The organism is Flagellimonas pacifica (assembly GCF_900215465.1).
Lineage (GTDB): Bacteria > Bacteroidota > Bacteroidia > Flavobacteriales > Flavobacteriaceae > Flagellimonas > Flagellimonas pacifica.
Map to the genome: position 1 here is coordinate 651,648 of NZ_OBEH01000001.1, position 12,511 is coordinate 664,158.

A 12,511-nucleotide genomic window follows, 5' to 3' on the forward strand; every position below is an offset into this window, starting at 1 on the left:
ATGTTATTACAACTAAACAATATTTTTAAATGGGTCAACTCTGGTGGCCAACGCATTTTTCTATTAAAAGACATCAACCTCAATGTTAATGAAGGTGAATTTATTTCCATTATGGGACCCTCTGGCTCCGGCAAGTCAACCTTGCTCAATGTTATAGGTATGTTAGATGGATTTGATGAAGGTGAGTACCATTTTCTGGAGGAATCGGTGCATTCTCTTAAGGAAAAGCACAGGGCAAATCTTTATAAGGAGTACATTGGTTTTGTATTTCAGTCGTACCACCTACTGGATGAATTGACTGTAAAGGAAAACTTGGAAATGCCATTGCTTTATAAGAAGTTTAAAGGTTCTGAACGCAAAGCCATGGTAGCAGATATGTTGGACCGTTTCAATATTGTTGGAAAGAAAGATTTGTTTCCTGCCCAACTGAGTGGCGGGCAACAACAACTTGTTGGTATAGCCCGAGCGTTGATATCTAATCCAAAACTTATTTTGGCCGATGAGCCTACAGGAAATTTAAACTCGGCACAAGGAGAGGAGATTATGGAGCTGTTCAAAAAACTGAATGAAGAAGATGGCGTGACCATTATCCAAGTAACCCACTCCGAAAAGAACGCTGCTTATGGTTCACGAATCATCAATTTATTGGATGGGAGAAAGGTCTAATCTATTAGACTGGCCAATTCTTTTCCAATCAAACTGCCTAGGGCAACACCCATTCCACCAAGGCGCACGCCACACATAACATTATTGGACACCCGTTCTACAATGGGTGTCTTTTGTTTTCCAACACCCATGATACCGCTCCAGCGTTGGTCAATTTCCACTTCCTGATGGGGTAAAATTACTTTTTGCAGCAATTGCTCCAACTTATTTTGAATCAACTCCGTTTGTCCAAACGCAGTAGTCTCCTCTGCCTTAAAATCCAAATTCCTTCCGCCTCCCAATAAAATGCGATTATCAATATTCCTAAAATAATAATATCCTTCGTCCAAATGAAAAGTGCCTTTTATCTTCAGGTTCTTTATAGGTTTGGTCACCAACACTTGTGCCCTTGCAGGGAGTATGGTTTCTTTTTTTAACAACTTTGCCGCAAATCCATTGGTGGCCACAAGCAATTTTTTTGTTTCAAAAGAAAAGAAATCGGTTGCAACGGATACGCTATTGCCAACATCTTCAAAATGTTTGACCTCTACACTATTTAGAATATGTACTCCTTTTTTTAATACTTTTTGAAGCAAAGCATCCATAAGTTTCCCTGTATCCAATTGCCCTTCAAACTTATGGGTGATATATTGATTTTCAACATTTCCGAAACTAAAGACATTATCTTTCTTGATAAAAGGGGCCTCTCCAAAAATTGGTTTGAGCAACTTATTTATTGCTTCCATTCCACCCAAACATGATTCAAAAAGATTCAGACTGGATTTTAGGAAAAGTTCATGGCCGCCATTTTGTTGAAAACCTATTGATTCATCGCCTAAAAGTTTTCGCGAAAGTTGAATGCCCTCCCAGCGTTTTTTTACCAAATCAGCCACGTCCTCTTTAGTATGTGTCCTCAAGTCTGATAAAACCTCTGAAATACTCCCAAAACAGGCAAACCCTGCATTTTTTGTGCTGGCACCTTGTGGAAGCATTCCTTTCTCAAGCACTAAAACTTTAGCCGCCGGGTACTTCTCTTTTAACTGAAGGGCACAATTAAGCCCAACTATTCCACTTCCAATTATGGTAAAATCCACATTGGAAAGCCAAGTCTTATATTCCCAATAGCTTAACTCCATAAAACAAAAACCCCGATTTTCATCGGGGCTGGTTATTAATATGAATATTTTTCGTCCATTTCAAAATCTTCCATGAACTTGGTGGTATAATTGCCCGCCAAATAGTCCGGATGATCCATCAATTGTCTATGGAACGGAATGGTAGTTTTTACACCCTCGATCACAAATTCATCTAGAGCCCTACGCATTTTGTTGATAGCCTCTTCCCTTGTTTGGGCCGTAGTAATCAACTTAGCGATCATAGAGTCATAGTTTGGGGGAATAATATAACCACTATATACATGAGTGTCCAGACGTATACCATGACCTCCAGGGGTGTGCAATGTTGTGATTCTTCCTGGTGATGGCCTAAAGTCATTATATGGATCCTCTGCATTGATCCTACATTCAATGGAATGTAGTTTTGGAAGGTAGTTTTTTCCTGAAATAGGAACTCCTCCCGCAACCAAAATCTGCTCACGGATAAGATCATAATCCACTACCTGTTCTGTTATGGGATGCTCTACCTGAATACGGGTATTCATCTCCATAAAGTAGAAATTTCTGTGTTTATCCACCAAAAACTCTACTGTCCCGGCACCTTCATATTTAATGAATTCTGCAGCTTTCACTGCGGCGGCACCCATTTCTTCACGAAGTGAATCCGTCATAAACGGAGAGGGTGTCTCTTCTGTAAGCTTTTGGTGCCTACGTTGAACGGAGCAATCTCTTTCTGATAGATGGCATGCTTTTCCGTACTGATCTCCTACAACCTGAATCTCAATATGTCTCGGTTCTTCTATCAATTTCTCCATGTACATTCCGCCATTGCCGAATGCTGCAGTTGCTTCTTGTACTGCGCTTTCAAAATTGGGTTCCATTTCGTCCTCCGACCAAATGGCTCGCATCCCTTTTCCACCACCACCGGCAGTGGCCTTTATCATTACGGGATAGCCCATTTTCTTTGCCGTCTTTTTGGCATCCTCAACATCTTTTAAAAGACCATCAGAACCAGGAACACAGGGCACCCCCGCCTTTTTCATGGTTTCTTTGGCTGTGGCTTTGTCCCCCATTCTATCAATCTGCTCTCCAGAAGCTCCAATGAACTTAATTTCGTGCTCGGCACATATTTTTGAGAACTTGGAATTCTCCGAAAGGAATCCATATCCTGGGTGAATGGCATCTGCATTGGTGATTTCCGCAGCTGCAATAATATTGGGAATCTTTAAATAGGATTCATGACTGGGTGCGGGACCAATACAAACCGCTTCGTCAGCAAATCGCACATGAAGGCTTTCTTCATCTGCTTTGGAGTATACCGCTACTGTTTTTATACCCATTTCCTTGCACGTACGTATAATACGGAGTGCAATCTCACCTCTATTTGCAATCAACACTTTTTTAAACATAGAAAACAATTTTAAACTGTGAATTCTAAATCTTAAATGATTTTAAACGACTTGTATAAGCCACTTAAAATTTAGCATTTAAAATTTTCTATGACGGATCAACCAAAAATAAAGGCTGGTCAAATTCTACCGGAGAAGAGTCATCCACCAACACTTTAACAATCTTTCCAGCAACTTCTGATTCAATATCATTGAAAAGCTTCATTGCTTCAATAACACAAAGCACATCTCCCGGATTGATTGTACTACCTACCTCAACAAATACTGGCTTATCTGGAGATGGTTTTCTATAAAATGTTCCAATTATTGGAGATTTAATGGTGATGTATTTCGAATCATCTTCGGCTGAAGCTTGTTCTTTTGCCGGAGCGGCCGGGTCAGCTGCTACTGGAGCTGGGGCCACGGGCATGGCTGGAGCTTGTGCCATTGGAATTTGCTGTACAATTGTAGTCTCGGGAGTAGAAGACCCACTTCCTGTACGAATTGTAATCTTAATGTCTTCCATCTCCAATTTTACCTCGCTAGCACCCGATTTGGCTACAAACTTGATTAAACTTTGAATTTCCTTAATGTCCATGGAATATGATTTAGTTAGTTGTTCTTTATGAATTATATGCCCATTTTAGGTAAATGGATCCCCAGGTAAACCCTCCGCCAAAAGCCGCAAAAATAAGATTGTCACCTTTTTTAAGTTGCTTCTCGTAATCGTACAACAATAAAGGTAATGTTGCAGATGTGGTATTTCCATATCTTTGAATGTTCATCATTACCTTATCAGCATCTACACCCATCCTATTGGCCGTAGCATCAATAATACGTTTATTGGCCTGATGTGGCACCAACCAGTTTACATCTTCTTTGGTTAGTCCGTTTCGCTCCATAATCAAAGCTGAAACATCTGCCATATTGGAAACGGCAAATTTAAATACCGATTTTCCATCTTGATATACATAGTGTTGTTTGTTCTTTACGGTTTCTTCCGAAGCCGGCAAGATTGAACCACCCGCCTCAATCTTTAAAAACTGACGGCCACAACCATCTGTTCTTAGGTATTCATCCTGATGTCCTAGACCTTCATCATTAGGCTCAAAAAGCACGGCTCCAGCTCCATCACCAAAAATGATGCATGTAGTCCGGTCTGTATAGTCTATAATGGAAGACATCTTATCCGCTCCTATCAACAACACTTTTTTATAACGCCCTGATTCAATATAGGAAGTAGCTGTTGACATTCCGTACAAAAAACTGGAACAAGCTGCCTGTAGATCATAGGAAAAGGCATTGACCGCTCCTATTTCTGATGCTACGTACGCTGCTGTTGCGGCAACGGGAAGATCTGGGGTTGCAGTGGCCACCAATACAAAATCAATTTCTGCCGGGTCTACTCCGCTTTTTTTAATCAAATCTTCAGCAGCCTTTATGGCCATATAAGATGTTCCTTTGTTCTCTTCCTTTAGGATTCTACGTTCTTTAATTCCAGTTCTTGTAGTAATCCATTCGTCGTTTGTGTCCACCATTGTTTCCAACACTTTGTTGGACAAAACGAAGTCGGGAACATACCCTCCCACAGCTGTAATCGCTGCTGTTTGTTTTTTCATATTAGTGTCTTTTTTTGTCAAAAAAGTTAAAATTTGACCCAAAAACGGTGAAAAATAGTCATTTTATATGACTTTTTGGCCAAAATTGACTGGTTTTTAAAATTAGCTATATTCCATAAAAAAACTCCCGTTGTTAAAAAACGGGAGTTGGTTTATTTTAAAGCCTTTGGGATTAAGCGGCAGTTTCTTCTTCTGTTTTGTCTATCAAAACTTGCCCTCGATAGTACAATTTACCTTCATGCCAATGTGCTCTGTGGAACAAGTGCATTTCTCCAGTTACGGAGTCTTTGGCAATTGTTGGCGCTGTTGCCTTGTAGTGGGTCCTTCTTTTGTCCCTTCTGGTTTTTGAAATTTTTCTTTTAGGATGTGCCATTATAAACCTATTTGTCCGTTAGTAACTTTTTTAAATCATCCCATCTGGGATCTGTATTTTCTGATTCTTCTTTGATTTCTTTTGGCTGTAATTCTTCCAGCTTGTCCAAGATCTCAGATTGCAACGTTCCATCCAATACACCTGGATGTATACGTTTTTGGGGAACGGCCAACACCAACATTTCATAAACATATTGCGAAATATTGATTTGGTACTCTCCGTGGGGAATGATTAAAATCTCATCGTTCTCATCATTATATTCTTCCCCAAATTTGATAACCAGGTGCAGATTTGAACTAACGGGTTGGTCATAAGGTTCACCTGTTAAATCACAATCTACATTCACTGTCCCTTTTGCCTCAATTTCCAGTTCCATCATATTGTTCATTTTGTCCAATATGGCAGCAATATCTATTGAAGCGGCATTAAATTCTTGGTATTCAAAAGATTCAAAGAACGTATTGTCAATCTCATACCCAAACTCATGTTTCCCTAACTTCAGTCCCGAAAAAGGAATAAAAAACTCCTTTAGCTTCATCATTTCTACACTTAAGGTTTGTGTACCAGCCCCTAAAGGCGGGGGCAAAGATACTATTTATTTAGAAAACCACAATTCAATTGCAATAAATATAATATGAGCCTAGCAAGTTTTAGCTTGCCCGTTTTGTCTTTTGCTTTTGTAATGGGTTTTTATTCCATGTTGTATAGTCTTCTCGGCTTTTAAAAACCTGCAAGGCTGTGAAAACCGCTTCTTTAAAAGAACTAGCATCTGCCTGTCCTTTGCCGGCAATTTCATAAGCTGTTCCGTGATCTGGAGAAGTGCGCACTTTTTCGAGACCAGCAGTATAATTTACTCCCTTACCAAAGGAAAGTGTTTTAAACGGAATCAGCCCCTGATCGTGATATGCTGCAAGGACCGCATCAAAATTGCTATGGGAATTAGAGCCAAAAAAACTATCGGCCGAGTAAGGCCCATACACCATAGTGCCTTTATTGAACATTTCTTGAATGGTGGGCTTCAAAATCTTATCGTCCTCTTCGCCAATTGTTCCATTATCCCCGCTATGTGGATTAATCCCCAACAAGGCTATTTTAGGTCTGCGAATGCCAAAATCCATTTTTAGGGATTTTTCCATTGTCAGCACCTTGTCCCGTATCAATTTTGGGGTTATGGCCTGAGCCACGTCTTTTACCGCGATATGATCTGTAAGTAGACCAACACGTAAACTATCTGTTACCATAAACATAAGACTCTCACCATTCAATTCTTGAGCAAGAAAATCAGTATGTCCTGGGAATTTAAAATCCTCTGATTGAATATTGTTTTTATTGATCGGGGCAGTAACCAAAATATCAATCTTATCATTCTTTAACGCAGTCACCGCCGCCCGAAGCGATTTAATAGCAAACCTTCCTCCTTCTTCTGTAGCTTGTCCAAATTCAATTTTTGGGTTTTCTTTCCAAACATTGACCACGTTGATCTTTCCATCTATGGATTGGGAAGCATCCCGAACTCCATTAAAGTTCATGTTTAGGTCCAAATCCGATTTTTGCTGGGATATTATTTTATTGGAGGCAAAAATAACTGGCGTACAAAAATCCAGCATCCTAGCATCTTCAAAAGTCTTTAGTGCCACTTCACATCCTATTCCATTAAAATCTCCAATTGAGATTCCCAGCCTAATTTTTCCGTTTTCCTTCATAAAATCATTGCCGTTATGGCTACATTTACATTACAAAACTACTCAATTAAAAAGATTCATGTTTACAGGTATTATTGAGACTTTGGGAAGCATTGAAAAGTTGAAAAAAGAAGGTGATAATTTACACATTACCGTTTCTTCTGAAATCACTCCAGAACTAAAAATAGACCAAAGTGTTGCCCATAATGGAGTTTGTCTTACCGTTGTTTCCATTGAAGGAGACAATTACACGGTAACAGCCATTGAGGAAACTTTAAATAAGACCAACTTGGGTGATTTGAAGGTTGGTGATTACGTTAATCTGGAACGTGCCATGAAGCTGGGTGCAAGATTGGATGGCCATATTGTGCAAGGGCATGTGGACCAAACTGCAAATTGTACTTCTATAGAAGAAAAGGATGGGAGTTGGGTCTATAGTTTTTTGTATGATTCTGGTTTGAGCAATGTTACCATTGAAAAAGGATCTATTACGGTTGATGGTGTGAGCCTTACCGTGGTAGATTCCAAAAAAGATGGCTTTAGTGTAGCGATTATTCCATATACCCATGAGCATACACGGTTTCATTACTACGAAGTAGGAACCCAAGTAAATCTTGAGTTTGATGTTATTGGAAAATATGTAGCTAGGTTAATAGAGGTCCAACAATAGTTAACCACAACCAAAGAAATTTGAAATGAGTGTTATTGATAAACTCGCTTCGTCCCTTAACCGAAGAGATGAAATACCCAATCAAGAGTTAGCCAAGGAGATTGTATTGTCCCAGGATATAGAAGCCGTTAAAGTATTGGTTGAAAATCTTTCGAATAAAAAAGCCATTCAAAATGACTGTATCAAGGTGCTTTATGAAATAGGGGGGCACGCTCCCAAACTTATTTCTAAATATATCAATGAGTTTATTGCCCAATTATCCAGCAAAAACAATAGGCTACAATGGGGTGCTATGACAGCACTTGGAACAATTACACGGGAACGACCAAAAGAGATTTATACTGCACTCCCCGCTATTCTTTTTGCAGCCGACAAGGGTTCCGTTATCACTAAAGATCATGCTATGAACATTTTAATAGCATTGTGTTCCCAAAAGGATTATGCAAAAAATACTTTTCCTTTGCTGATCGAGCAACTTCTAAAAAGTCCAACAAATCAATTGCCCATGTATGCCGAAAGGGCAATACCCATAATTAATGACCAGAATAAAATTCTTTTTGTTAAAACGCTTGCTTCAAGGCTTGACGATATTGAGAAGGAGACAAAAAGAAAAAGAGTAGAAAAAGTAATAAAGAAATTTAACGGTCAATAAGGCATTCAAGCCCAACTACTGCTCCCCACTAATCTATTCTTCTGTTTTTATCAACTATACCTTTATGAAAATCTTTCTTTTGTACATCACATATGCTACCAAGCAATAAAAAGCCACCACACTTAATCCATATAGCAAAGACGAAAGTTCCATCGACATAAAATCATGAACATAGATTTTATTGAAAAGCCATCCGTGCAATGAAGTATCGGCATCCACTTTTATGGAATAAAAAAGCTTGGCTATAAAGCTGGACAGAAAATAAACCGTTATGGCATTGGCTCCTGCATATCTGAATATGCTTCCGAATTTTAGGCCCTTAACATCTGTGAGATAATAAATCAATGCCAAAGCAATGTTGGCCCACCCTGCAGTGACCAAAACAAAACTACTGGTCCAAAGTGCCTTATTGATTGGAAAGATAAAGTCCCATAAGTGCCCAAAAACCAACAGTGCAACTCCCAGTCCAATTAAAAGAGCGGTCTTTTTTTCTTGTTTTGACCGTAGTATCAATCCTGTAAAGATTCCTAAAAGGGCACTTACAATGGCAGGAATTGTACTCAGAAGTCCTTCGGGATCGTAATCTGGTTTATAATTATGTGTTCCAAATACTTTTACATCAAGATAATTGGCCAAGTTGTTTGGTGCTCGTTCAAAAGTGGACACTACTCCTTCCACAGGTACAAATGCCATCAACAGCCAATAACCTATTAAAAGAATAAGTGAAACTGCTATTAGTTTTTTCCAATCAAGATTTAAAAAAAGTATGGCTGCAAAGAAGAAAACCACTCCAATACGTTGCAATACTCCAGGGAACCGTATATCTGCAAACTCCTTAATAAAGGGAAAGCTAATGGTAAAAGCTCCCAGAAAAAGCCCCAATCCAATCAACTTTAAAGCTCTGAAGGATATCTTTTTATAGGTTCCCGCATTTGGTTTTTTGTTTTGATACGCAAAGACAATGGACGTTCCCACAATGAACAGGAAAAAGGGAAATACCAGATCTGTTGGGGTATACCCATGCCATTTGGCGTGCAACAAAGGGGCATATACATTGGACCAAGTGCCCGGGGTATTTACCAAAATCATAAGGACAATGGTTGCCCCTCTAAAAATATCAACGGATATGACCCTGTCTTTCATAATTGTGTTATAAAACAGAGTCCTTTATCTTATTCCAAGCTCTAATAAGCAGGATTCCTGAAACAACAACTACCGCGGTCAATATCAATGCCAGTTTGGTTTCACCATAAATCCAATACCCTGTTGCAAACATTATTGAATAAATCAAAACAACACCCAACAACATTGCAGTAATTCCAGAAGGCACGCTCCATTTTTCTTTGGAATCAACAATGTCTGCATTGTCCGCCTCTGCTTCATCCACAACCTTAGACCAGCCTGGACCTCCTGGCTGTATTTTCTTGTAAAAACTTCTTAATACATCTTTGGTTTCAGGTTGGGTAACAAAAGTTGCTGTCAACCATATAATGGTAGTCACAATCATTATAAACGGTAATTCTCCCCAATCTGGAAATATTCCGGTATCAGGATTAAAGAGAAAGCCTCTAAGTGATGTAGTTTCTAAAAGAATAGCTAGGATTCCTGATGAGAACATTGCTGTAATCTCACTCCACGCATTTATTCGCCACCAGAACCATCTCAGAATAAAAATAAGACCAGTTCCTGCTCCAAATGATAACAACAAATTGAAAATTCCCATTGCATTTTGCATGGCCAATGCCAATAAAGCGCTTAAAACCATTAAAACTACAGTTGACAACCTACCAACATTCACCATTTGTTTCTCGGTGGCATCTGGATTAACCTGCTGTTTGTAAAAATCGAAAACAATATAAGAAGAGCCCCAATTCAACTGTGTTGAAATTGTACTCATATAAGCGGCAACAAGTGAAGCCAAAACTATCCCTAACAATCCACTTGGCAGCTTGGTCAACATAGCTGAGTAAGCCAAGTCATGCCCCAATTTATCTTCTGCAACATTTGGAAAAGCCTCATGGATACTTGCTATATCCGGATATACCACCAATGAAGCTAAAGCCACCAAAATCCATGGCCATGGTCTTAGCGCATAGTGCATAATATTAAAAAAGAACGTTGCTCCTATAGCATGGTTTTCGTTTTTTGCCGCCAACATTCGTTGTGCAATGTAGCCACCTCCTCCAGGTTCTCCACCAGGATACCAAGAACTCCACCATTGCACTGCCAATGGAATAACCAACAAAGTGATAACAGCCTTTGTATCGCTCATATCTGGTAGGATGCTGAGCTTGTCCTTTACATTTTCATTTTCTATGATTGCCTGAATACCTCCTACTTCTGGAAGGTTTACCAAATAGTATGCGGCTCCTATAGCCCCTGCCATAGCCACAAAGAACAGCAGGAAGTCACTATAAACAACTCCTTTAAATCCTCCAAGGGCACTAAATATTACTGTAATTAAACCAGCAGCAACAACGGTAACCCAAGGTTCAAGCCCCAACATTACCCCGCCAATCTTTATAGCAGCAAGGGTAACTGCCGACATAGTGATTACATTAAAAATCACTCCTAAATATACAGCCCTAAACTTGCGCAAAAAGCTTGCTGCCTTTCCACCATATCTGAGCTCATAAAACTCCAAATCTGTTTTAACATTTGATTTTCTCCAAAGTTTGGCATAAACAAACACAGTAAGCATACCGGTAACCAAAAAACACCACCAGCCCCAGTTTCCAGACACTCCATTAGTACGTACCAAATCTGTTACCAAGTTTGGTGTATCAGTAGAAAATGTAGTAGCTACCATTGAAAGCCCTAAAAGCCACCACGGCATTGTTCGTCCTGATAAAAAGTATTCTGAAGAACTCTTCCCTGATTTTTTGGAAACATAAATCCCAATGGAAAGAACTATGGCAAAAAAACCAAAAATTATAATGTAATCTAAAGTTTGTATATCCATTTGTCTGGTTTTGGTTAATCACTAAAGATATTATTTTTTTATACTTAGTGTATTATAATGTCACATTTTGAAATTTTTATAGTACTATTTGACAATTTTATACCAAAAACGGAGAATAATAACAGATTAAAAACCTTTTGAAAAACGCTATAAGCTAAAGACGCCCTTCGCATTTTTAATGCCTATTTTTGTTCCTGATCGCACAAAAAGCTTCATGTTTTCATTATTCACTGATCACATTTCTATAAGTGCTTGGGTTATGGCGGCTACGGCCACTTTTTTAATGGGAACCTCAAAAGCTGGACTAAAAGGTCTTGCCACATTTAATGTAACCCTGCTTGCCCTTGCCTTTGGGGCTAAACAATCAACAGGATTGATTATGCCCTTGTTAATGGTGGGCGATGTTTTTGCTGTTTTTTATTACAATAGGCATACGCAATGGAAATACATTGTAAAGTTTTTGCCCTGGATGCTGGCAGGGATTCTAATAGGGGTTTTTGTTGGGAAAGACCTGCCCGAAAAAGAGTTTAAACTGGGTATGGTGATTGTAATCTTCATCAGCTTGGCAATGTTGCTTTGGTGGGACAGAAGAAAGTCTGCCAGTATCCCAACGCATTGGGCATTTGCCGGCCCTATTGGAATTATTGCAGGAGTGTGCACCATGATAGGTAATTTGGCGGGGGCTTTTACCAATATTTTCTTCTTGGCCATGCGACTCCCAAAGAATGAATTTGTAGGTACTGCTGCATGGTTGTTTTTTATTACCAACTTGTTTAAACTTCCATTTCATGTCTTTGTTTGGAAGACCATTTCTTATGAATCCTTGTTAATTGACCTTAAGTTGCTGCCGGCAATCTTTCTGGGGCTTTTTGCTGGTGTAGTTGTTGTAAAAAGAATCAACGATAAAAACTACAAAAGATTTATTTTGGTGGTCACCGCTATTGGAGCTATCGCAATGTTGTTCAAATAAATTCTTATTTCCTTGCTCTAAATTTGTCTAGAAGGATTAGACACTGAAATTGCCATTTTGTTTACGTCTGCCTTGGTAAGTGGTTTGGTAATGTATCCACGAATGAACCCATATTCCTTGGATAAGTTCAAGTCATCCGGTGCAATGGAAGAGGTAAGAATATAAATATGTACTTGATCATTGATCAAATCTGGCGCCATTCTAAGTTCTTCTAAAAATTCCCACCCATTCATCAATGGCATATTAATGTCCAACAAGATAATATCCGGTAGTTCGTTTATCTTACCAGCCAGTTCAAGTAGTTTATTATAGGCATCCAGCCCGTTTTTATATTGTTCAATCGTCCTTGTAAGCCCTTCCGATTTGATTAAAATCTCAGCAGCTGTTCTAAATATTTCATCATCATCTACTAAAAAAACCTTGTTTACCTCCATT

The 12,511-nt window shown here is 39.1% G+C and carries 14 protein-coding genes; 4 read left to right on the plus strand and 10 right to left on the minus strand.

Annotation, left to right across the window (positions count from 1 at the left end; translation table 11 throughout):
• The gene (locus CRO15_RS02890; protein WP_097044271.1) at positions 1–666 is read left to right on the plus strand and encodes an ABC transporter ATP-binding protein; all 666 of its coding nucleotides are present in this window, start codon (positions 1–3) and stop codon (positions 664–666) included.
• Here CRO15_RS02890 and CRO15_RS02895 read toward each other — a convergent pair.
• The 7 genes from CRO15_RS02895 to pdxA all read right to left on the minus strand — a co-directional run bounded on the left by CRO15_RS02895 (position 663) and on the right by pdxA (position 6,843).
• On the minus strand, positions 663–1,781 hold the full coding sequence (locus CRO15_RS02895; protein WP_097044272.1) for an NAD(P)/FAD-dependent oxidoreductase: 1,119 nt from the start codon (positions 1,779–1,781) through the stop codon (positions 663–665). The two genes, CRO15_RS02890 and CRO15_RS02895, sit on opposite strands and share 4 nt — an antisense overlap.
• Before the next feature lie 35 nt (positions 1,782–1,816).
• Complete coding sequence (gene accC, locus CRO15_RS02900; RefSeq protein WP_097044273.1) at positions 1,817–3,169, minus strand: acetyl-CoA carboxylase biotin carboxylase subunit; 1,353 nt, start codon at positions 3,167–3,169, stop codon at positions 1,817–1,819.
• Positions 3,170–3,257: 88 nt separating this feature from the next.
• On the minus strand, positions 3,258–3,746 hold the full coding sequence (gene accB / locus CRO15_RS02905) for an acetyl-CoA carboxylase biotin carboxyl carrier protein (RefSeq protein ID WP_097044274.1): 489 nt from the start codon (positions 3,744–3,746) through the stop codon (positions 3,258–3,260).
• Between the two features lie 25 nt (positions 3,747–3,771).
• Positions 3,772–4,767: a beta-ketoacyl-ACP synthase III gene (locus CRO15_RS02910; RefSeq protein ID WP_097044275.1), complete on the minus strand. Its 996-nt coding sequence runs from the start codon at positions 4,765–4,767 to the stop codon at positions 3,772–3,774.
• Positions 4,768–4,939: 172 nt separating this feature from the next.
• The gene (gene rpmF / locus CRO15_RS02915) at positions 4,940–5,140 is read right to left on the minus strand and encodes a 50S ribosomal protein L32 (protein WP_097044276.1); all 201 of its coding nucleotides are present in this window, start codon (positions 5,138–5,140) and stop codon (positions 4,940–4,942) included.
• 7 nt (positions 5,141–5,147) lie between these two features.
• On the minus strand, positions 5,148–5,681 hold the full coding sequence (locus tag CRO15_RS02920) for a YceD family protein (protein ID WP_097044277.1): 534 nt from the start codon (positions 5,679–5,681) through the stop codon (positions 5,148–5,150).
• 109 nt (positions 5,682–5,790) lie between these two features.
• Entirely contained in the window at positions 5,791–6,843 is a 1,053-nt protein-coding gene (gene pdxA / locus CRO15_RS02925) for a 4-hydroxythreonine-4-phosphate dehydrogenase PdxA (RefSeq protein WP_097044278.1), read from the minus strand.
• Between the two features lie 58 nt (positions 6,844–6,901).
• On the opposite strand from pdxA, the gene CRO15_RS02930 reads away from it, so the two are divergent.
• On the plus strand, positions 6,902–7,492 hold the full coding sequence (locus CRO15_RS02930) for a riboflavin synthase (RefSeq protein WP_097044279.1): 591 nt from the start codon (positions 6,902–6,904) through the stop codon (positions 7,490–7,492).
• Between the two features lie 25 nt (positions 7,493–7,517).
• Complete coding sequence (locus tag CRO15_RS02935) at positions 7,518–8,144, plus strand: hypothetical protein (RefSeq protein ID WP_097044280.1); 627 nt, start codon at positions 7,518–7,520, stop codon at positions 8,142–8,144.
• Between the two features lie 54 nt (positions 8,145–8,198).
• Here CRO15_RS02935 and CRO15_RS02940 read toward each other — a convergent pair whose 3' ends face one another.
• Entirely contained in the window at positions 8,199–9,287 is a 1,089-nt protein-coding gene (locus CRO15_RS02940; protein ID WP_097044281.1) for an acyltransferase family protein, read from the minus strand.
• A gap of 7 nt (positions 9,288–9,294) precedes the next feature.
• Positions 9,295–11,106, minus strand: coding sequence for a sodium:solute symporter family protein (locus CRO15_RS02945; protein WP_097044282.1), 1,812 nt, complete (start codon positions 11,104–11,106; stop codon positions 9,295–9,297).
• Positions 11,107–11,320: 214 nt separating this feature from the next.
• On the opposite strand from CRO15_RS02945, the gene CRO15_RS02950 reads away from it, so the two are divergent.
• Entirely contained in the window at positions 11,321–12,076 is a 756-nt protein-coding gene (locus CRO15_RS02950; RefSeq protein ID WP_097044283.1) for a sulfite exporter TauE/SafE family protein, read from the plus strand.
• Positions 12,077–12,093: 17 nt separating this feature from the next.
• Here CRO15_RS02950 and CRO15_RS02955 read toward each other — a convergent pair whose 3' ends face one another.
• Positions 12,094–12,510, minus strand: a complete 417-nt coding sequence (locus CRO15_RS02955; RefSeq protein ID WP_097044284.1) for a response regulator — start codon at positions 12,508–12,510, stop codon at positions 12,094–12,096.
• Position 12,511 lies beyond the last annotated feature (1 nt).

What these genes read in the sequence shown, in the direction of transcription:
- CRO15_RS02890 (WP_097044271.1), top strand. Translation starts at nt 1, where the DNA reads ATGTTATTACAACTAAACAATATTTTTAAATGGGTCAACTCTGGTGGC.
- CRO15_RS02895 (WP_097044272.1), bottom strand. Translation starts at nt 1,781, where the DNA reads ATGGAGTTAAGCTATTGGGAATATAAGACTTGGCTTTCCAATGTGGAT.
- accC (WP_097044273.1), bottom strand. Translation starts at nt 3,169, where the DNA reads ATGTTTAAAAAAGTGTTGATTGCAAATAGAGGTGAGATTGCACTCCGT.
- accB (WP_097044274.1), bottom strand. Translation starts at nt 3,746, where the DNA reads ATGGACATTAAGGAAATTCAAAGTTTAATCAAGTTTGTAGCCAAATCG.
- CRO15_RS02910 (WP_097044275.1), bottom strand. Translation starts at nt 4,767, where the DNA reads ATGAAAAAACAAACAGCAGCGATTACAGCTGTGGGAGGGTATGTTCCC.
- rpmF (WP_097044276.1), bottom strand. Translation starts at nt 5,140, where the DNA reads ATGGCACATCCTAAAAGAAAAATTTCAAAAACCAGAAGGGACAAAAGA.
- CRO15_RS02920 (WP_097044277.1), bottom strand. Translation starts at nt 5,681, where the DNA reads ATGATGAAGCTAAAGGAGTTTTTTATTCCTTTTTCGGGACTGAAGTTA.
- pdxA (WP_097044278.1), bottom strand. Translation starts at nt 6,843, where the DNA reads ATGAAGGAAAACGGAAAAATTAGGCTGGGAATCTCAATTGGAGATTTT.
- CRO15_RS02930 (WP_097044279.1), top strand. Translation starts at nt 6,902, where the DNA reads ATGTTTACAGGTATTATTGAGACTTTGGGAAGCATTGAAAAGTTGAAA.
- CRO15_RS02935 (WP_097044280.1), top strand. Translation starts at nt 7,518, where the DNA reads ATGAGTGTTATTGATAAACTCGCTTCGTCCCTTAACCGAAGAGATGAA.
- CRO15_RS02940 (WP_097044281.1), bottom strand. Translation starts at nt 9,287, where the DNA reads ATGAAAGACAGGGTCATATCCGTTGATATTTTTAGAGGGGCAACCATT.
- CRO15_RS02945 (WP_097044282.1), bottom strand. Translation starts at nt 11,106, where the DNA reads ATGGATATACAAACTTTAGATTACATTATAATTTTTGGTTTTTTTGCC.
- CRO15_RS02950 (WP_097044283.1), top strand. Translation starts at nt 11,321, where the DNA reads ATGTTTTCATTATTCACTGATCACATTTCTATAAGTGCTTGGGTTATG.
- CRO15_RS02955 (WP_097044284.1), bottom strand. Translation starts at nt 12,510, where the DNA reads ATGGAGGTAAACAAGGTTTTTTTAGTAGATGATGATGAAATATTTAGA.